We start from the raw sequence: 18,254 nt of genomic DNA, 5'->3' as shown, positions 1-18,254 counted from the left end.
CGCTCAGTCGGCCTCCCGCAAACTTTCGAGCAGCGCGGCGAGATGACGCTGCAGGGCCGCCCGGTCGCCTGCCTCCAACCCTCGGACCATATCCGCTTCGACATCCAGAATGTCCGCCGCGATCGAGGCATAGGCCGCCTCGCCCCGGGTCGTGAGGTGCAGATGGCCCAGTCGCCCGTCGCTGTCCGAGGCGCGACGCTCGACCAGACCCTTTTCGATAAGGCTCTTGACCGCTCGGCTGACGATCCCCTTGTCCATCGGGGTCACGGCAACGACTTCGCGCGCGGTGCGGCCCGGCACCTCCGCCACTGCCGCCATCACGCGCCAGTGGGATAGATTGAGCCCTTCGCGGCGTTTCACCACCGTGGCAATCCGGCGCGAGACGAGGTCGGCGAGGAGCACAAGCTGGTAGGGCAGGAATGCGCCTAGTCGGATCGCGTTCTTCGAATTGACATCCATGGCCGCCACCTAGTAAGTTGTGAATACAACCAGTTGCTTATTGCAACAAAGTGTCATTTTTCGCGGGCCAGCGCAAGTCGCCCGCCACAAGAGGACCCGCCCATGCCCGACCTGTTCGACAATCCCATCGGCCTCGACGGTTTCGAGTTCGTCGAATTCTGCGCGCCCGAGAAGGGTCTCCTCGAGCCGGTGTTCGAAGCGATGGGCTTCACCCATGTCGCCAACCACCGCTCCAAGGACGTGCAGCTGTGGCGCCAGGGCGGGATCAACCTCGTCGCCAATTACGAGCCGGGAAGCCCGGCCGCCTTTTTCGCCGCCGAGCACGGGCCGGGCGCGTGCGGCATGGCCTTTCGGGTGCGCGACGCGGGCGCAGCGATGGAACGGCTCCTCGAACGCGGTGCCAAGCCGGTCGACACCGATGTCGGGCCGATGGAGCTATTTATTCCCGCCATCCAGGGCATCGGGGGCGCGCACATCTACCTCGTCGATCGCTATGCCGACGGACCGGACGAGGATGCGCTGACGATCTACGACATCGATTTCGAGTATCTCGACGGCGTCGAGAAATGGCCGAAAGGGGCGGGGTTCACCCGGATCGACCACCTCACGCACAACCTTTACGGCGGGCGCATGAAGTACTGGGCCGACTGGTACGAGAAGCTCTTCAACTTCCAGGAAATCCGCTACTTCGACATCAAGGGCGAGTATACCGGCCTGACCTCCAAGGCGCTGACCGCGCCCGACGGCAAGATCCGCATCCCGCTCAACGAGGAAGGCGAAGGCGGCAAGGGCCAGATCGAGGAATATCTGCGCGAGTATAACGGCGAGGGCATCCAGCACATCGCGCTCATCTGCGACGACCTTGTCGGCTGCTGGGACAATCTCAAGACGTCCGGCGTCCCGTTCATGACCGCGCCGCCCGCGACCTATTACGAGATGCTCGACGAGCGCCTGCCGGGACACGGCGAGAATGCCGAGGACCTCAAGACGCGCGGCATCCTGCTCGACGGGACCACCGAGGGCGGCGCGCCGCGCCTGCTGCTCCAGATCTTCGCCGAGGCGCAGGTCGGGCCGGTCTTCTTCGAATTCATCCAGCGCAAGGGCGACGAAGGCTTCGGCGAGGGCAACTTCAAGGCACTGTTCGAGAGCATGGAACGCGACCAGATCGCGCGCGGCGTGCTCAAGGTCGAGGAGAAAGCGTGATGACCGACCACCCCGTGAAGCTCGGCGGCGTCCACCATGCCGCCTATCGCTGCAAGGACGCCAAGGAGACGGTCGAGTGGTACGGCCGCGTGCTCGGCATGGACTACACCACAGCCTTTGCCGAAGACCATGTCCCCTCGACCGGCGAATACGATCCCTACATGCATGTCTTCCTCGACGCGGGGAACGGCAACATCCTCGCCTTCTTCGAGCTGCCCAATCAGAAAGACATGGGTCGCGACGAGAACACGCCGGCCTGGGTCCAGCACCTCGCGTTCCGCGTCGGCAGCGAAGAGGAACTCGAAGCAGCCAAGGCGCATATCGAGGCGGAAGGGATCGACGTGCTCGGCCCGACGCACCACGGCATCTTCAAGTCGATCTACTTCTTCGACCCCAACGGCCACCGCGTGGAGCTCGCCGCCGACATCGGCACCGACGAGCAATATGCGGAGCTGAAGCGCGTCGCCCCGCTGATGCTCGACGAATGGAGCGAGACCAAGAAGGCGCCCAAGCACGCCGACTGGCTCCACAAGATCGCGCGCGAGGCGCACGGGCTCGAGGATACGTCGCCGCAATAGGCGCTAGGCCGCCGGCCAAGTCTCCAGCACCTCGACGAAGCGACTGAGCCACGCATTGGTCTGGTGGCCGTCGACGACGCGGTGATCGATGGTGAGCGTGACGTAGGCCATCGGGCGGATCACCATCACGTCCTGACCATCGAGTTCGCGCACGACGACGCGCTTTTCCAGCTTGCCGATGCCCAGGATCGCGGCCTGGCCCTGGTGCAGAATGATCGGGCTGGCGAGCAGGCTGCCCGAGACGCCGTGGTTGGAAATCGTGAAGCTGCCGCCCGAGACGTCCTTGCGGTCGAGCTTGCCCTCACGCGCCTTCGTCGTCAGCGCGTCCAATGCCTTGCCCGCCTCCTCGAGACTCAGCGAACCGACGTCGCGCACGACAGGAACGACAAGCCCCTTGTCACCCAATGCGGTGCCGACACCGATGTCGATGGTCGACGAAACCGCGATGCGGTCCTCTTCCCAGCGGCCGTTGATCGCGGGGGCGACCGCCATCGCTTCCGACGCGGCCTTGAGAATGTAGGCGGTGTAGCTGAGCTTCACGCCCTTCGCTTTCATCGCCGCCTTGTGCGCGGCGACGGCGGAGAAATCGCATTCGAATAGCGCGGTGACATGAGGCGCGGCGGTAACCGCTTTCACCATGTTCTCGGCGATCGTCTTGCGCATCCGGTCATGGGGGATGTCCTGCGCGGCGAACGGCTCGACCACGCGCGGCTGCGCAGTCTTGGGCGCGCCGACATGGCTGACGGTGGCGGAGGCGACCGCGCGATCGACATCTTCGAGCGTGATGCGCCCGTTCTTGCCCGTGCCCTCGATATGGCCGGGGTCGATATCGTGCTGGATGACGGCGCGCTTCACCGCGGGCGACAGGCGCGTTTCCTTCATCACCGCAGGCTTGGTCTCGCTGGCGGGCGCGACCTTGGGCGCGTCGACTTTGGCGGGCGCCTCCTCGGCCTCGGGCGTTCCGCTTGCCTCGCCCGACGGATCGATCCTGCCGAGCAGCGCTCCGGGTTCGGCCTCTGAATCGGTGTCGAGAATGATTTGCGTGAGCACGCCAGCCGCAGGCGCGGGCACTTCCTGCGTGACCTTGTCGGTCTCCAGCTCGACCAGCGGATCGTTCTCGGCGACGCTCTCGCCGACCTTGACCAGCCATGCGCGCACGACCGCCTTGGTGCCTTCCTGCTCGTCGGGAACATGGACGTCGATCACGCCTAGAACTCCAGCATTTGGGCGATTTTCGCCTTGATGTCATCGACAGACGGGACCGCCGCGTCGAGTAGCTTGGGATGATGCGGGCTCGGGATATCTGGCATCGTCACGCGCTCGACCGGTGCGTCGAGATCGAGGAACGCCTTGTCGGCGACCACCGCCGCGATCTCCGCGCCGAACCCGCCGGTACGCAAGTCTTCGTGGACGATCAGGCAGCGATGGGTCTTGGCAACGCTTTCCAGCACCATTTCCTCGTCCCACGGCATCAGCGTGCGCAAGTCGATGACATCGGCGGAAACATCCTTCGCCGCCGCCTCGCAGCGCGGCGTCATCGCGCCCCACGTGACGATGGTGATCTTGTCGCCCTCCCTCGTCTTCTTCGCGCGGCCGAACGGCAGCACGTAGCCGTCGCCCGGATAGGGCCGGCGCGCCCAGGCATCGTCGAGCATCGCGCGATGTTCGAAGAAGATGGTGGGATCGTTCGAACGCAGCGCCATGCGCAGCAGCCCGACCGCGTCTTCGGCATTGGACGGCACCGCGACCTTCCAGCCCGGATTGTGCACGAACTGCACTTCATTTGTCTGGCTGTGCCACGGGTCGCCGCACTTGAAGAAACCGCCCGGGATGCGCAGCACCATGGGGGCGGCGAAGCGGTTGTTGGTGCGCCAGCGGATCGTGCCGCAGTCGTTGATCTGCTCGGTCGCGGGCTCGGCATATTTGCGGAACTGGATTTCGGGCACGGGCAGCAGCCCCGCCATCGCCATTCCCACCGCACGCCCGACGATGCCTTCCTCGTTGAGCGAGGTATCGAACACCCGGTCGTGGCCGAATTTCTCCTGGAGGCCCAGCGTGACCGCGTGGACGCCGCCCTTGGGGCCAACATCCTCGCCGAACACGCTCATCTTAGGGTTCGCCTCAAGCTCCTGGTCGAGCACCTTGCGGATCGCGGTGACCATGTTGATGCGCTGGCCCTCTGGACGCGGGTCCTCGTGCGTGCCGTCCAGCGAGAGCCCCGCCTGCCCGCCGACCTTGGCATGGTCGCCCTCGAAATAGACACCCTTCGCCACGTCCTCGGGCGAAGAGACCCCCCTCGCCTCGGCCCGCTGGCGCGCATCGTCGACTTCTCGTTCGACCGAGGCTTCGATCATGTCCCAGTCGAGATTGTTGGCCTTCGCCTTCAGCTTGGGCAGCGGGTCGCGCGCCCATTCGGCGGCGATTTCCTCGTCGCTCTTGTAGGCCTGCGTGTCCTGCGCGCTGTGCCCCTCGAGGCGCGGCACGGTCAGACGGAGCAATGCCGGCCCCTTGCGGCCTCGGACATGGGCGAAAGCCTTTCCGATGAGGGAGGCGGCTTCTTCGGGATCGGTCCCGTCGCCGTTGAAGATTTCCAGCCCCTTGAAGCTGCCGAGATTGGCCGCGATGTCCTGCCCGGGCGTTTGGTAGGTCGAAGGCACCGAGATGCCATAGCCGTTGTCCTCGACGTAGAAGAGCAAAGGCAGCTGCTGCGTCGTCGCGATGGTCAGCGCCGACCAGAAACCGCCCGTCGCGCAGCTGGCATCGCCGCCCAGCACGACCGCGATCGCGCCCGTATCCTTCTCTCCCAGCACCTTGGCCTTGTAGGTGATCGCCTGCGCCCAGCCGGCGGCGGGCGTGTATTGCGCGCCCACCCCGCCGCACATGGGGAGCGCATGTGCGCCGCCAGGGTTGGGATAGTTGAACACGACGCCGATATCGCGCCCGTCCGAATAGCCGCCCTCGCGGCCCATGCCCGACCCGAGCGCATCGGCGAGGTCGACGCCCAGCGCCAAGAGCATCGGGCGCGAGCGGTAGTAGCCGCACGCCGCATCGCCATCGCGCAAATGCAGGCCGAGCATGACCTGCGCCATGTCGTGGCCGCGTGCGGAGAATTGGTAGAGCACTTTCTTGGCCGGGACGAGTTCCTCTTCCTCGAGCCGGTCCATCTCGCGGCTGGTGAGGACGAGGCGCGCGACGTCTTCCCAGCTAAAGGCCGGCTCGTCGGTCGAAGTGTCGTCGCGGTCGAGCACGCTAGCCATCCATCGCCTCCAGCACCGCCGCGGCAAAGCGGTCGACGTCGTGATCGCCCATACCGACCACGTTGAAGCGCCCGCTGTCGGCCATGTAGATCGCGTATTTCTCGCGCAGGCCATCGACCTGTGCGGGGGTGAGCGGGAGCATCGAGAACATGCCCTTCTGCTCGGCGATGTAGGCGAGGCGCGGGTCCTTGGCCGCGATCCGCTTGCGCAGGTCGTTGATGCGCCCGCGCATGATCTCCAGTTCGTCGAGCCACTCGGCGCGCAATTTCTCGTCATCGAGTACGGTGCGCACGACCGCCGCGCCATGATCGGGCGGCATCGACCACATCTCGCGCGCGATCTGCATCACGTGGTCCATCGCGATCTTGCCCTGGCTCTCGTCCGCGGTCTTGAAGAACAGGCAGCCGACGCGGTCGCGATAGACGCCGAAATTCTTGTCGCAGCTCTGCGCCACGATGATCTCGTCGCAGGCCGAGACCAGCCCGCGCAGCCCCGCCGCATCCTCGTCGATCCCGTCGCCCAGCCCCTGATAGGCGATGTCGACGACGGCGAGGATGCCCTTGTCGGCGATCTTGGCGCGCAGCTTGGCCCACTGGCCGGCATCGAGGTCCGCGCCCGTGGGGTTGTGGCAGCAACCGTGAAGCAATGCGACGTCGCCCGGCTCGGCCGCGTCCATCGCCTCCATCATCGCGTCGAAATCGATGCGGCGCTCGTCCTTGAGGTAATAGGGATAGCGCACGATCTTCAGACCGGCGCCTTTGATGATCGGCTCGTGGTTGGCCCAGGTCGGAGTGCCCACCAGCACGCGCGCATCGGGGCGCGCCGCCTTGACCAGCTTGAACGCCAGCGTCAACGCGCCGCACCCGCCCGGCGTCTGCAGGGAGAAGATGCGCTCGTCGCCCGCCAGTTCGTCGCCGAACACGATCGGCTTCAAAAGCTCGGCGTAACGCGTATCGCCCTTCATCCCGAGATAGGACTTTGTCTCCTGCCGCTCGTGGAGCAGCGCTTCTGCTTTCTTGACCGCGGAAAGGATCGGGGTCGCCCCGTTCGAGGAGCGGTATACGCCGACGCCGACGTCGATCTTGTCGGGACGCTCGTCGGCCATCGCCATCGCGATGAGCCTCAAGAGGCTGTCGGTTTCGATCGGCTGGAGCTGGCTCAGCAGGCCCTGTTCGTTTCCCATGCGGGCGGGCTTAGCGGGAAAGCGCCCTTTCCGCAAAGCCCCCAACGCGGCTTCACGCGTCGTAGTCGACCTTGACGCCCTCGCCCTTGGGGACCGACTGGCAGGTCAGCACGTATCCCGCCGCGATTTCCTCGTCTGTAAGGCCGTAGCGGGCGCCCATCTCGACTTCTCCTTCGGTCACCTTGGCGCGGCAGGTCGCGCACACGCCCGCCTTGCAGGCGAACGGCGCGGGCAGCCCCGCTTCGCGCGCGGAATCGAGGATATTGTCGCCGTTGAACTCGACCTTGCGCGCGCGCCCGTCGAGATTGACCCACATGGTCGTGCCCGACGCCTCTTCCTTGGCCTGCTGCATCTGCGCGGCCTCGGCCGCCGACGGGCGGCCCGCGGTGAAGCGCTCGATATGGATCCGGTCCTCGGCGACACCCGCATCCTTGAGCGCGGCTTCGGCGGCATCCATCATCGGGCCGGGGCCGCAGATGAAATAGGCATCGACCTCCTTGGGTGCGTGCACCAGCTCCTCGATCACCGCATCGCACGTCTCGCGGTCGAGCATGCCGTTGAACAAGTCGATGTCGCCTGCTTCGTCCGAGAGGAAGTGGAATAGTTCGAACCGCCCCATGTAGCGATCCTTGAGATCGCTCAGGGCGTCGAGGAAGATGACCGACGAGCTGTCGCGATTGCCGTAGAACAGCGTGAAGCGCGCGTGCGGCTCCACGCTTAGCGCGGTGCGGATCAGGCTCATCACCGGGGTGATGCCCGACCCGCCGGCAAAGCCGACATAGTGACGCGGGGGCGCGTCGGGCGCGAAATCGTAGGTGAAGCTGCCGTGGGGCGGCATCACCTCGATCGCGTCGCCGACATCGAGGTGGTCGCCAACCCAGTTGGAGAAGACCCCGCCCGCGATGCGCTTGACGGTGACCTTGAGCGCCCCCTCGTGCGGCGCGACGCATAGCGAATAGTTGCGGCGCACTTCCTCGCCGTCGATGTCCGCCTTGAGCGTCAGGTGCTGGCCCGCACGAAAGCGGAATTTCTCCGCCAGCTCGTCGGGCACGAGGAAGGAAACCGAATTGGCCTCGTCGGTTTCGGCGACCTTTTCGGCCACCGTCAGCGTGTGGAAATGCTCGCTCATCCTACCACTTCGCGTCCGGATAGGCGCGCGGCAGGAACTGCATCACCGCGAGGAGGTGGCCGAGATGCTCGCTGTGGTGGCCGTGACGCCCGCCCAGGATCGGGCGCTGGTCGTCGGGCACCGTCAGCTTGGCCTCGGCCAGCACAGCCGCGATAGCCTCTCGATATTCGGCCTCGAACTCGCGCGGGTCGACCGCGATGCCGGCGTCGATGACCTTCTGAAGGTCCTCGTCGACATGGAACAGTTCGGGGACGAAGCGCCACATCCAATCGAGCCCTTCGGCCATGCGCCGCGCGCTTTCCTCGGTGCCGTCCCCCAGCCGCACGACCCAGTCGCTCGCCAGTTCGCGGTGATAGGCGACTTCCTTGACGCCCTTGGCGGCAATGGCGGCAAGGTGACCGTCCTTCGAGCCCGCCAGCCGCCCGAGCAGCATGTGGTGCCAAGTAGAATAGAGGAATTGCCGCGCCATCGTCCGGGCGAAATCGTCATTGGGCTGCTCGACCATCAGGCAGTTGCGGAAGTCGAGGACGTCGCGGTGGAAGGCGAGCGCGTCGGCGTCCCTGCCCTCGCCCATCGCGCCGGCTGCGCCACCCAGCAGGTGCGTCGCCTGACCGATCAGGTCGAGCCCCATGTTCGCAAGGCTCAGGTCGACTTCGATCGTCGGCGCGTGGCCGCACCATTCCGACAGGCGCTGGCCGAGGATCAGCGCGTCGTCGCCGAGCATCAGGTAATAGGCGATGGTCGCTTCGTCGCGGCTTCCCGCGGTCGGCGCATCGAAGCTGCCGACGGAAGTGCCGTCTTTGGCCTTCGCCTTCGCTTCTTCTTCGGGCGAGATGGTCGGCAAGCTGGGCATCAGATGTGCTTCACCTCGTCCGGGATCTCGTAGAAGGTCGGGTGGCGGTAGATCTTGTCTTCGGCGGGCGCGAAGGTCGGGCCTGCCTGGTCGGGATCGGAGGCAATGATGTCGTCCGACTTGACGACCCACAGGCTCACCCCTTCGAGGCGGCGCGTATAGGTGTCGCGAGCATGGTGCAGCGCCATTTCCTTGTCGGGCGCGTGGACCGACCCGACATGGCGGTGCGAAAGACCGCCCTTCGCGCGCACGAACACTTCCCAAAGCGGCCAGTCGTGACCGGACATCTCACTCTCCTCGTGTCATGCAGCCTTGTTGCCCGCGCCGGTTGGCACGAGCCTTGACGACAATCAAGCCGCGGCGGCGGCGCGCTTCTTCGCTTCGTGGGCGTCGGCGGCCTCGCGGACCCAGGCGCCCTTGTCCCAGGCGTCGCGGCGTGCCTTCATGCGTTCCTTGGCGACCGGGCCCTCGCCGCGCACGACCGCGTAGAATTCCTCCCAGTCGATCTCGCCGAAATCGTAACCGCCCTTTTCCTCGTTCCAGGCAAGGGCATCGTCAGGGACGGTCAGCCCGATATATTCGGCTTGGGGCACGGTGATGTCGACAAACTTCTGCCTGAGTTCGTCATTGGTCTCGCGCTTGATCCGCCAGCGCATCGAGCGTTCGGTATTGGGCGAATTCTCGTCGGGCGGGCCGAACATCATCAGCGAAGGCCACCACCAGCGGTTCATCGCATCCTGCGCCATGCGCTTCTGCTCGGGCGTACCGGCCATCAGGTGCATCATCGCCTCGTAGCCCTGACGCTGGTGGAAGCTTTCCTCCTTGCACACGCGGACCATCGCGCGGGCGTAGGGACCGTAGCTGGTGCGCTGCAGCGGCACCTGGTTCATGATCGCCGCGCCGTCGACCAGCCAGCCGATCGCGGCGATGTCCGCCCAGGTGAGCGTGGGATAGTTGAAAATGGTCGAGTATTTCGCCTTGCCCGAATGGAGCGCCTCGATCATCTCCTCGCGGCTCGTCCCCAGCGTCTCGGCGGCGCAGTAGAGGTAAAGGCCATGCCCGCCCTCGTCCTGTACCTTGGCGAGCAGGATCGCCTTGCGCCGGAGGTTGGGCGCGCGGGTGATCCAGTTGCCCTCGGGGAGCATGCCGACGATCTCGCTGTGCGCGTGCTGCGAAATCTGCCGCACCAGCGTCTTGCGATAGGCCTCGGGCATCCAGTCCTTGGGCTCGATGAACTCGTCGGCGGCGACGCGGGCCTCGAACGCTTCGACCAGTGCCGGGTCTTCCGCGCCGTCGATCGGCGTGACGTTCTTCTTCTCGGGCTGCTTGTCGAGTTCGGTCGTGTACATGGCAGCCTAGATAGGCGGGAAGACCGGCAAATTCAATTCGCGGCAAAGTCGACCGGGCCCCCGTCCCCCAAGAGCAGGAGCCCGGTCGATGTCCGTCCGTCCTAACGGCGAGCGATGGGGCTGCCGCGATTGGGAAAGGCGCGTCCGAACTGCGAAAAACATCGGTCTTCCGCGGATTCGTCACCAAGTGATGCTTTGGTGATTTTGTCGTGATGGCAGACCGGGATCAGAGATAGTCGGCGGTGACCGTGATGACGCCTTCATAGTCGCCGGCAGCATCGGACGGCACCACGATGGTCCCCCCGACGCCGAAATCGACGCCCTTGTTGCCTGAATTGGGGAGTTGGAGAAGCGTCGGTCCGTCGGCCGTGAAGCCGATCGTCGCGCCGCTCACGGCATTGACGAGATCGGCGCCCGTCACCGAGATACTGACCTGCGCCGAATTCGACCCCATGATGTTGTAGAGGCCCGGGAGCGGCGCCCCCGAACAGCGCAGCGGCACGGGACAGGTCAGGGTTCCGTCCCGCGTCATCGTGACCGCAGTCGGGCTCGCGCCCGCTTGCAGCCCGACGATCAGGCCGAAATCGAGGTCCTGGAGCTTGGTCAGCACGACCGGCTTCTTGAGCTGCACCGAGACCTTGGCCGACGCCTTGACCGACTGCGCATGCGCCAGCGACGGCGCGCCGATCAGGAACGCGGCGAGCAGCAGTCGCAGGAAGGTGGCAGGCAATGTCATCGTGCAATCTGGTCCTTGTCGCCTGCCTTGCTAGGCGAACGAGGTAAAAACGGGGTTAACCAAGCCCACGACGCTTCGGCCCCTTGTGCGCCGCGCGAGCAGGCCTAGAAGAAGCGCCATGACCTACGAGAGCATCCGGATGGAGCGCGACGGGCATGTCGCGCGCATCACCCTCAATCGCCCCGACCGCCTCAACAGCTTCACCCGCGCGATGCACGCCGAACTGCGCGACGCCTTGTTCAAGCTGGACGATGCGCGCGTCGTCGTGCTGACCGGCGAAGGGCGCGGTTTCTGCGCGGGGCAGGACCTCAATGACCGCAACGTCGCGCCGGGCGACGCCGTCGACCTGGGCGAGACGGTCGAGGAAAGCTGGAACCCGCTGATCCGTACGATTGCAACGCTCAAGCAGCCGGTCATCGCACGCGTGAATGGCGTCGCGGCCGGCGCGGGCGCCAATATCGCGCTGGCCTGCGACATCGTCATTGCCGCCAAGTCGGCCAAATTCATCCAGGGCTTCGCCAAGCTGGGCCTCATCCCGGACAGCGGGGGCAGCTGGCACCTGCCGCGCCATGTCGGGCAGGCGCGCGCCCTCGGCCTCGCGCTGACCGACGAAACGCTGACTGCCGAACGGGCCGCCGACTGGGGGCTGATCTGGAAAGCGGTCGAGGACGAGGCGCTCGATGCCGAAGTCGATGCGCTGGCAGCAAAGCTTGCCGCCTCCCCGCCGCTCGGGCTGGCGGCCATCAAGAAATTGATCCGCACCAGCTGGAAACGCAGCCTCGACGAGGAACTCGACCTTCAGCGAGACGAGATGCGCCGCCTCGGCTTCACCGAGGATTACAAGGAAGGCGTCGCTGCCTTCCTCGAAAAGCGCCAACCCGAATTCAAGGGGAAGTGACGTGAAGACCCTCGAACTGCTCAACTATGCCCGAGACGAATGGCAGCGCGGCGACGGGATCCGCGACATTCCCAGCGCGATCGACGGCAGCACGATCGCTTCGACCGGCTCGGACGGGCTCGATTTCGCAGGGATGCTCGACCATGCGCGCAATGTCGGCGGGCCTGCGCTGCGGGCGATGACCTTCCACGAGCGCGCATGGATGCTCAAGGATCTCGGCCTCGCCATCATGGCGCGCAAGGACGAACTTTACGCGCTCAACCCGCACACCGGCGCGACCAAGGCCGACGGCTGGATCGACATCGATGGCGGCGCGCTCACGCTGCTGAGCTACTCATCGACCGGCCGCAAGAAGCTTCCCGACGCGCACGTGCTCCTGGACGGAGAACTCGAACCCCTGTCGAAGGGCGGCAGCTTCGTCGGCCAGCACATCCTCACCCCTCACCAGGGCGCGGCGGTCCACATCAACGCCTACAACTTCCCCGTCTGGGGCATGCTCGAGAAGATGGCGCCAACGCTGCTTGCGGGCATGCCGTGCATCGTCAAGCCCGCCACCGCGACCGCCTATCTGTGCGAGGCCGCGTTCCGCATCCTGATCGAGACCGGCAAGGTCCCCGAGGGCGCGATCCAGCTGATCGTCGGCGGTGTGGGCGACCTGTTCGACCACCTCACGGGCCAGGACGTGGTGAGCTTCACCGGCTCGGCAGCAACCGCAGGCAAATTGAAAAACCACCCCACGGTGCTGCGCGAGAGCGTCAAGTTCGTCGCCGAACAGGACAGCCTCAACGCCTCGATGCTGGGCAGCGACGCCACCCCCGGTACGCCCGAGTTCGACCTGTTCGTCGCCGAGGTGGTCAAGGAGATGACCACCAAGGCGGGGCAGAAATGTACCGCGATCCGCCGCGTGATGGTTCCGCATGGCCAGGTCGACGCGGTGCAGGATGCGATCACCGAAAAGCTCGCCGCGCTGACCATCGGTGACCCGCGCGAGAAGGAGACGCAGCTGGGCTGTCTCGTCTCGTGCTCGCAGCGCGACGACGTGCGCTCGAAGGTCGCCGAGCTGGTCGCAGGCGGCGCGCGCATTGTGTTCGGGGATCCGGATGCCCAGGTGGGACCCGAGGGCGGCGCGGCCCTGTCCCCCATCCTCCTGCGCGCCGACGATCCGTGGGAGAGCGATGCGGTGCACGACGTCGAAGCGTTCGGCCCCGTCGCCACAGTCATGCCCTACAAGGACATGGACGACGCCATCGCGCTCGCCAATCGCGGCATGGGGAGCCTCGCCATGTCGCTGTTCACCCATGACGAAGCGATTGCTGGCGAATTTATCCGCGGCGCGGCTGCCTTCCACGGGCGCATGCTCGTCATCAACCGCGACAATGCAAAAGAGCAGACCGGCCACGGCTCGCCCCTCCCCGTCCTCGTCCATGGCGGCCCTGGCCGCGCGGGCGGCAGCGAGGAGATGGGCGGCGTGCGCGGGGTAAAGCATTACATGCAGCGCACCGCGATCCAGTCGACCCCCTCGATGATCGCCGCGATAGCGCAGCAATACATCCCGGGCGGCCCCAAGCGGAAGCTCGACACGCATCCGTTCAAATTGAAGATGAGCGAGTTAAAGATCGGCGATACGCTGTACACCGACAGCCGCACGGTCAGCGTCGAAGATATCGAACAATTCGCCGAGTTCACCGGCGACAAGTTCTACGCCCACATGGACGAAGAAGCCGCCAAGGCGTCGCCCATCTTCGAGGGGCGCGTCGCGCACGGCTATTTGATCCTGAGCTTCGCGGCGGGCCTGTTCGTCTACGCGCCGCCAGGGCCGGTGTTGGCCAATACGGGGCTCGAGAATTTGCGCTTCCTGACCCCGCTCTATCCGGGCGATTCGATGCGGGTCGAACTCACCGTTCGGACCAAGTCGATCAAGTCGGACGAGACCGGCGTGGTGCGCTGGGCGGTGGAGATTTTCAACCAGCGCGACGAACTCGTCGCAACCTACGACCTTCTCACCGAAAACGTGCCCTAGGGCCGGGAACGTTTCCCCTTCCGTACCGGTTCATCCCTTTGAAACGAAAGTGAAAAAGGGAGTACCGCCATGCAAGTCCGCGAAGTAATGACCGCCAGCCCCAAGACCGTTAGGCCCGAGACCTCGATCCGCGAGGCCGCAAGCTTCATGCTCAGCGAAGATACCGGCTCGCTGCCCGTGTGCGACGGCGAGACCGTCCTCGGCATGATCACGGACCGCGACATCGCGGTTCGCGGCGTTGCAGAGGGCAAGAGCCCGGACTGCAGCGTCAGCGACCTGATGACCGAGCACCTGATCGTCGCGCGAGACACGGACGACACCAGCGCGATCGCGCAGAAGATGTCGGATCACCAAGTCCGCCGTCTGCCCGTGATCGACGAGAACAAGAAGCTGGTCGGAATCGTCAGCCTCGGCGACCTCGCCCGCTCGATCAAGGATAGCGATGCGAGCACCGCGCTCGAAGGCGTCAGCGAGAAGGGCGAACTGCACAATCAGTCCTAGGCGCATGACGCGCCTCTAGCGCAAAAAAAGGCCCGGCGGGATCGCTCCTGCCGGGCCTTTTTGCGTCTCGCGTCGGTGCCGATCAGTCGATCTTGGCAATCGCCTCGTCGACCATCTTCCGGTCGGCTTCGCGATCGGCCTTCTCGGCGATGATCGCGGCAGCGGCGGCCGTGGCGGCATTGGCGGCGCGCGCCTTGACCTCGGCGATCGCGGCGCGGCTTTCGGCCTCGATCTTGGCCTCGGCCATCGCCTTCTTGCGTTCGACCAGCGCCTTGGCGTCCTGGGCAGCCTTGGCGACGATCGCCTCGGCGTCTTCCTCGGCGCGGGCGACGATCGCCTTGGCGTCCTTGGCAGCAGCCTTGGCCTTCTTCTCGTATTCCGCCTTGAGCGCTTCGGCCTCGGCGCGAAGCTGTTCGGCTTCGGCAAGGTGCTCGCGGATCGCGGCGATTTTGGCGTCCAGGGACTTGCCGATCGCGGCAGGCACCTTCTTCCACAGCATGAGGACGATCACGAACGTCATCGCGATCGCGACGATCACGGCGCCATCGGTCAGATAGCCGCCGGCCTCCGCATGGGTCGCGACTTCGGGTTCGATCACGGCTTCGCCGGCATGGGTGGTGTCGGCCATGGCTTACTTCCCCTTGGCCAGAGCGGCAGCGACGGCAGCGCTCGCGGTCTTCTTGTCGACCGTGAGACCGGCAATCTTGGCCACCATGTCCTGCGCCGCCTCGGCCGCGACCGCTTCGATCTCGGCCATTGCCGCCTTGCGGGCGTCCGCCAGCTCGGCAGCCGCAGCGTCAAGCTTCTTGCCGATCGAGGCATCGGCGCGCTTCACGCTCGCCTCGGTCTTCTTCGCGGCAGTCGCCTTGGCTTCGCCGGCGAGCCGGCTAGCCTCGGCACGGCTCTTGTCGAGCGCGGCGCGATAATCTTCCTCGAGGCTGTCCGCGCGGGCGCGGGCTTCCTCGGCCGTCTTGAGGTCGGCCGCGATCTTGGCGTCACGCGCATCGACCGTCGCCTGGATCTTCGGCAGCATGCCGTAGCCCACGACGATCAGGATGAGCCCGAAGAAGATCGCGAGCCAGAACAGCTGCGATGCGTAGATTTCGCCGATTTGGGCGATCTGCGGCATTGGCCGACCCCTAGAAAGCTAGACTTGTGGCTTACGCGACGAAGAGCAGGATCATCGCGACGACGAACGCCAGCAGGCCGAGAAGCTCGGCAGCGGCGAAGCCGATGAACAGGCGACCCTGCTGGCCGTCGGCGGCCGCCGGGTTGCGCAGCGCGCTCTCGAGGAACGAGCCGAAGACGTTACCAACGCCAAGGGCGGCCATGCCGACGCCGATCGCGGCGAGACCGGCACCGAGCAATTTTGCGGCTTCTGCGTCCATGATAAAAACTCCTAGTTGAAATTCAGATTAGTGAAGGTTGATCGCGTCGTTGAGGTACAGCGACGTGAGCAGGGCGAAAACATAGGCCTGGATGGCTGCCACCAGGATCTCCAGCAGCGTGATGCCGACCATCAGCACGAAGCTGGGAATCGACACGATCAGCGCGGTCCCGGCACCCGCCGCGGCCCCGTTGATGACGAAGCCCGCCAGCACCTTGAGGAGGATGTGCCCGGCGGTCATCGCGACGAACAGTCGCAGACCGAGGCTAAAGGGGCGGACCATGAAGCTGACCAGCTCGATCACGAAGATCAGCGGGATCATCGGCAGCGGCGTGCCGTGCGGCACGAACAGGCTGAAGAAGTGAAGCTTGTGCTTGGCAAAGCCGACGATCAGCACGATCGCGAAGCTGACGATGGCGAGGACGCCGGTGATCGTCAGATGGCTCGTCACGGTGAAGGCGTGGACGCCGACCAGCGCGGTCGGGAGCATGCCCAGAAGATTGGCGAACAGGATGAACATGAACAGCGAGAAGACGTAGGGCACGAACTTGCGCCCCTGCGGCCCGATGTTGGTATCCATCATGTCGGTGATGAAGCCGGTGAAGCCTTCGACCGCCATCTGCCAGCGGCCGGGCACGAGTTCGCGCTTCATCCCGCCGAGCATGAAAAGCCACAGCACGACGAGCGTGAGAAGCATCCACGCCGCCGAGTTGGTGAAGGGCACGTGATAGCCCGCCACTTCCCAATTCTGGCCCATCAGCGGATGGACCTCGAACTGGTGCATCGGATCGATTTTACCGGATTCGCCTGACACTGTTCTTCCCGCGTCCCGTTCTATTCACCGGCCCCGTCACGCGGCCGGTTCGCAAGCTTGATAATGCTCCAGAAGCCGCCCACGGTGCCCAGCACCAGGAAGACGACGAGGAGCAGGTTGCCGGTATCGAACAGGCGATCGAGCACCCATCCGACCAGCGCACCGCCGGCAAGTCCACCGATCAGCAGCGAGAGGACCTTGTTGCCCAGCCGTTCGCTTTCGTCGGCCTTCGGGGTCATCGACCCGGTCCGCGTCGCTTCCCGTACCTGCGCGTCGCGAAGTCGCTCTTCGAGCGAATCGATCCGCGCATCCTCGGGGGTCTTCGGCGGTGCCTGCCCGGGCTCGTTTTCGACCATGTCTCTCTTCCTTGCGAGAAGCGCCAACCCATTGGAAAGGCTGGCGCGAGATGCATGGGCCTGTCCACAAGCCCGCCTAGGCGCCGCCCCTTTATGAAGGGGGCCTTATGGTGTCAACCGTTTCAAGCTGCTCTAAGGGGGCAAGTGGCCCCGTGAAGGAGTATTCGTGATGAGCCTGCGCCTGCCTCTCCTGTTCGCCCTTTCGCTCGCCGCCTGCGGTGGCCCTGCTCCGGCACAGGACGTTTCCGACGATCCCACAGAGACCGGCGATCCCGTCGCCAAGTCGGTCGATCCCGTGCCCGAGGCCGTCGAGATCACGAAGAAGGACGACCTCGTCGATTTCTCCTTCGCCTGGCCGATCGAGGCCTCGATGGAAGCGACGCTCGCGCGCCAGCTGATCGCCGAGGCCGAGACGAGCGAGGCGGAACTGCGCACCATGGCCGAGGAAGGCGCGGCCTTCGCCAAGGAGGACGGACGCAAATTCCCGGGCTATTTCACCAAGGTCAGCTATCGCCCGCTCGGCCAGAGCGAGCGGCTGCTCAGCCTTTCACGCGAGTTCGCCACCTTCACCGGCGGCGCGCACGGCAACCAGGGCACGCACGCGCTGATCTGGGACCGCGAGACGGACAGCGAGGTCGAAAGCCTGTTCGCGGGCAAGCCAAGGCGCGACGCGGCGCTGCGCAAGCGCTGGTGCGTGTGGCTCGAAGGCGAGCGGATGGAACGGCGCGGCGGCGAAGTGGTCGACGGCATGTTCGGCGAATGCCCGTCGCTCGACGAGATCACGATCATGCCGATGGACGAGGACGGCAACGGATTGTTCGACCATTTCGTCCTGATCGCCAATCCCTATGTCGCGGGACCGTGGGCCGAGGGCGTCTTCGAGACCAGCGAGCCGATCGACCAGTATATGATCGACGCGATGCGTCCCGAATATCAGTCCTCGTTCGAGGTCGGACAGTAGGACGGTAGCGGCGCGCCCGCGGAGGTGACGGGCGCCCGGCTGCCGTCGGGCATCATCACGAGCCCGCCCTCGGGAACGCGAACGAACAGCTTGCATGCGGTCGCGACCCCGACTTCGTGGGGCGAGATCTTCCGGCGCTGGGCGAGATCGACGTAGAGTGCGCGGCGGCGGATGTTGATCTCGCCCACTGCCTTGCGCAGTGCGGGCTGCGGCGGCTCGGCGAAATCGAGATATCCATCATAGCGTTCGGCGACGCGCCCGCTGCGCATCGCCTCGAAGACCAGCGCGCCGGTGTCGGCAGGGGACTGGAGGACAACGGACGCAAGGAAGAGCGCGAAGCTCATTCGCCTGCCCCCGGCGGTTCGTCGGGCACATCCTCGGGCTCGGTCGGGAAGGCCTCGGGATTGTCGGCGATGAGCGCGTCGACTTCCTGGTCGAGCCGCACCAGCACTTCCTGCTCGATCTTGACGTTGAGGTTGATGTCGATCGGCTTGTCGGGCGGATCGACCGTGATGCAGCCGCCCAGCGGCACCGCCGCCAGCACCGCCACGATCCAGCGTTTGTCCATGC

General features: G+C 65.5%; 22 protein-coding genes. 6 read left to right on the top strand and 16 right to left on the bottom strand.

Going from position 1 to position 18,254, the window contains the following annotated elements:
• Positions 1 to 3 precede the first annotated feature (3 nt).
• Positions 4 to 459, bottom strand: a complete 456-nt coding sequence (locus NNY25_RS05430; RefSeq protein ID WP_265571481.1) for a MarR family winged helix-turn-helix transcriptional regulator — start codon at positions 457 to 459, stop codon at positions 4 to 6.
• A 102-nt stretch (positions 460 to 561) separates the two neighbouring features.
• Between NNY25_RS05430 and hppD the strand changes: the two genes are divergently transcribed.
• Both hppD and NNY25_RS05420 read left to right on the top strand, forming a co-directional pair.
• Positions 562 to 1,662, top strand: a complete 1,101-nt coding sequence (gene hppD, locus NNY25_RS05425) for a 4-hydroxyphenylpyruvate dioxygenase (RefSeq protein WP_265570333.1) — start codon at positions 562 to 564, stop codon at positions 1,660 to 1,662.
• The gene (locus NNY25_RS05420; RefSeq protein WP_265570332.1) at positions 1,662 to 2,240 is read left to right on the top strand and encodes a VOC family protein; all 579 of its coding nucleotides are present in this window, start codon (positions 1,662 to 1,664) and stop codon (positions 2,238 to 2,240) included. Before hppD ends, NNY25_RS05420 begins: the two co-directional genes overlap by 1 nt.
• A 3-nt stretch (positions 2,241 to 2,243) precedes the next feature.
• Here NNY25_RS05420 and NNY25_RS05415 read toward each other — a convergent pair whose 3' ends face one another.
• The 8 genes from NNY25_RS05415 to NNY25_RS05380 form a co-directional block, all read right to left on the bottom strand.
• On the bottom strand, positions 2,244 to 3,446 hold the full coding sequence (locus tag NNY25_RS05415; RefSeq protein ID WP_265570331.1) for a dihydrolipoamide acetyltransferase family protein: 1,203 nt from the start codon (positions 3,444 to 3,446) through the stop codon (positions 2,244 to 2,246).
• Positions 3,447 to 3,448: 2 nt separating this feature from the next.
• On the bottom strand, positions 3,449 to 5,497 hold the full coding sequence (locus NNY25_RS05410) for an alpha-ketoacid dehydrogenase subunit alpha/beta (protein ID WP_265570330.1): 2,049 nt from the start codon (positions 5,495 to 5,497) through the stop codon (positions 3,449 to 3,451).
• A complete protein-coding gene (locus NNY25_RS05405; RefSeq protein ID WP_265570329.1) occupies positions 5,490 to 6,680 on the bottom strand; it encodes an amino acid aminotransferase in 1,191 nt (396 codons plus the stop codon). The genes NNY25_RS05410 and NNY25_RS05405 overlap by 8 nt, the downstream gene beginning before the upstream one ends.
• Before the next feature lie 52 nt (positions 6,681 to 6,732).
• Positions 6,733 to 7,809 (bottom strand): ferredoxin--NADP reductase, encoded by a 1,077-nt coding sequence (locus NNY25_RS05400; protein ID WP_265570328.1) that lies wholly within the window; start codon positions 7,807 to 7,809, stop codon positions 6,733 to 6,735.
• 1 nt (position 7,810) lies between these two features.
• A complete protein-coding gene (gene paaC, locus NNY25_RS05395) occupies positions 7,811 to 8,662 on the bottom strand; it encodes a 1,2-phenylacetyl-CoA epoxidase subunit PaaC (protein ID WP_265570327.1) in 852 nt (283 codons plus the stop codon).
• The gene (gene paaB, locus NNY25_RS05390; RefSeq protein ID WP_265570326.1) at positions 8,662 to 8,949 is read right to left on the bottom strand and encodes a 1,2-phenylacetyl-CoA epoxidase subunit PaaB; all 288 of its coding nucleotides are present in this window, start codon (positions 8,947 to 8,949) and stop codon (positions 8,662 to 8,664) included. Before paaB ends, paaC begins: the two co-directional genes overlap by 1 nt.
• A gap of 63 nt (positions 8,950 to 9,012) precedes the next feature.
• Positions 9,013 to 10,011, bottom strand: coding sequence for a 1,2-phenylacetyl-CoA epoxidase subunit PaaA (gene paaA / locus NNY25_RS05385; RefSeq protein ID WP_265570325.1), 999 nt, complete (start codon positions 10,009 to 10,011; stop codon positions 9,013 to 9,015).
• Positions 10,012 to 10,237: 226 nt separating this feature from the next.
• Positions 10,238 to 10,747: a DUF4402 domain-containing protein gene (locus NNY25_RS05380; RefSeq protein ID WP_265570324.1), complete on the bottom strand. Its 510-nt coding sequence runs from the start codon at positions 10,745 to 10,747 to the stop codon at positions 10,238 to 10,240.
• Positions 10,748 to 10,865: 118 nt separating this feature from the next.
• Here NNY25_RS05380 and paaG point away from each other — a divergent pair, with 118 nt between their 5' ends.
• The 3 genes from paaG to NNY25_RS05365 all read left to right on the top strand — a co-directional run bounded on the left by paaG (position 10,866) and on the right by NNY25_RS05365 (position 14,166).
• Positions 10,866 to 11,645, top strand: coding sequence for a 2-(1,2-epoxy-1,2-dihydrophenyl)acetyl-CoA isomerase PaaG (gene paaG / locus NNY25_RS05375; protein WP_265570323.1), 780 nt, complete (start codon positions 10,866 to 10,868; stop codon positions 11,643 to 11,645).
• Between the two features lies 1 nt (position 11,646).
• Positions 11,647 to 13,665, top strand: coding sequence for a phenylacetic acid degradation bifunctional protein PaaZ (paaZ, locus tag NNY25_RS05370; RefSeq protein ID WP_265570322.1), 2,019 nt, complete (start codon positions 11,647 to 11,649; stop codon positions 13,663 to 13,665).
• A 69-nt stretch (positions 13,666 to 13,734) separates the two neighbouring features.
• Complete coding sequence (locus NNY25_RS05365) at positions 13,735 to 14,166, top strand: CBS domain-containing protein (protein WP_265570321.1); 432 nt, start codon at positions 13,735 to 13,737, stop codon at positions 14,164 to 14,166.
• An 82-nt stretch (positions 14,167 to 14,248) separates the two neighbouring features.
• Here NNY25_RS05365 and NNY25_RS05360 read toward each other — a convergent pair whose 3' ends face one another.
• Genes NNY25_RS05360 through NNY25_RS05340 form a run of 5 tightly spaced genes read right to left on the bottom strand, consistent with a single transcriptional unit; the run spans position 14,249 to position 16,723 of the window.
• A complete protein-coding gene (locus tag NNY25_RS05360) occupies positions 14,249 to 14,794 on the bottom strand; it encodes a F0F1 ATP synthase subunit B family protein (protein WP_265570320.1) in 546 nt (181 codons plus the stop codon).
• Positions 14,795 to 14,797: 3 nt separating this feature from the next.
• Positions 14,798 to 15,295, bottom strand: a complete 498-nt coding sequence (locus NNY25_RS05355) for a F0F1 ATP synthase subunit B family protein (protein WP_265570319.1) — start codon at positions 15,293 to 15,295, stop codon at positions 14,798 to 14,800.
• 31 nt (positions 15,296 to 15,326) lie between these two features.
• Positions 15,327 to 15,554, bottom strand: a complete 228-nt coding sequence (locus tag NNY25_RS05350; protein ID WP_085217225.1) for a F0F1 ATP synthase subunit C — start codon at positions 15,552 to 15,554, stop codon at positions 15,327 to 15,329.
• Positions 15,555 to 15,581: 27 nt separating this feature from the next.
• Positions 15,582 to 16,367 carry a F0F1 ATP synthase subunit A gene (locus NNY25_RS05345; RefSeq protein WP_265570318.1) on the bottom strand — a complete coding sequence of 262 codons (786 nt, stop codon included), beginning with the start codon at positions 16,365 to 16,367 and terminating at the stop codon, positions 15,582 to 15,584.
• 20 nt (positions 16,368 to 16,387) lie between these two features.
• Positions 16,388 to 16,723 carry an AtpZ/AtpI family protein gene (locus NNY25_RS05340; protein WP_265570317.1) on the bottom strand — a complete coding sequence of 112 codons (336 nt, stop codon included), beginning with the start codon at positions 16,721 to 16,723 and terminating at the stop codon, positions 16,388 to 16,390.
• A 169-nt stretch (positions 16,724 to 16,892) separates the two neighbouring features.
• On the opposite strand from NNY25_RS05340, the gene NNY25_RS05335 reads away from it, so the two are divergent.
• A complete protein-coding gene (locus NNY25_RS05335; RefSeq protein ID WP_265570316.1) occupies positions 16,893 to 17,684 on the top strand; it encodes a PdaC/SigV domain-containing protein in 792 nt (263 codons plus the stop codon).
• On the opposite strand, the gene NNY25_RS05330 is transcribed toward NNY25_RS05335, so the two are convergent.
• A complete protein-coding gene (locus NNY25_RS05330) occupies positions 17,657 to 18,028 on the bottom strand; it encodes a YdbL family probable chaperone protein (RefSeq protein WP_265570315.1) in 372 nt (123 codons plus the stop codon). The genes NNY25_RS05335 and NNY25_RS05330 overlap by 28 nt on opposite strands.
• A complete protein-coding gene (locus tag NNY25_RS05325) occupies positions 18,025 to 18,252 on the bottom strand; it encodes a YnbE family lipoprotein (RefSeq protein ID WP_265570314.1) in 228 nt (75 codons plus the stop codon). Before NNY25_RS05325 ends, NNY25_RS05330 begins: the two co-directional genes overlap by 4 nt.
• Positions 18,253 to 18,254 lie beyond the last annotated feature (2 nt).

This window comes from Sphingomicrobium nitratireducens (assembly GCF_026157035.1).
Lineage (GTDB): Bacteria > Pseudomonadota > Alphaproteobacteria > Sphingomonadales > Sphingomonadaceae > Sphingomicrobium > Sphingomicrobium nitratireducens.
Note: the sequence above shows the minus strand (reverse complement) of the source record. Positions and strands in the feature narration are given on the sequence as shown.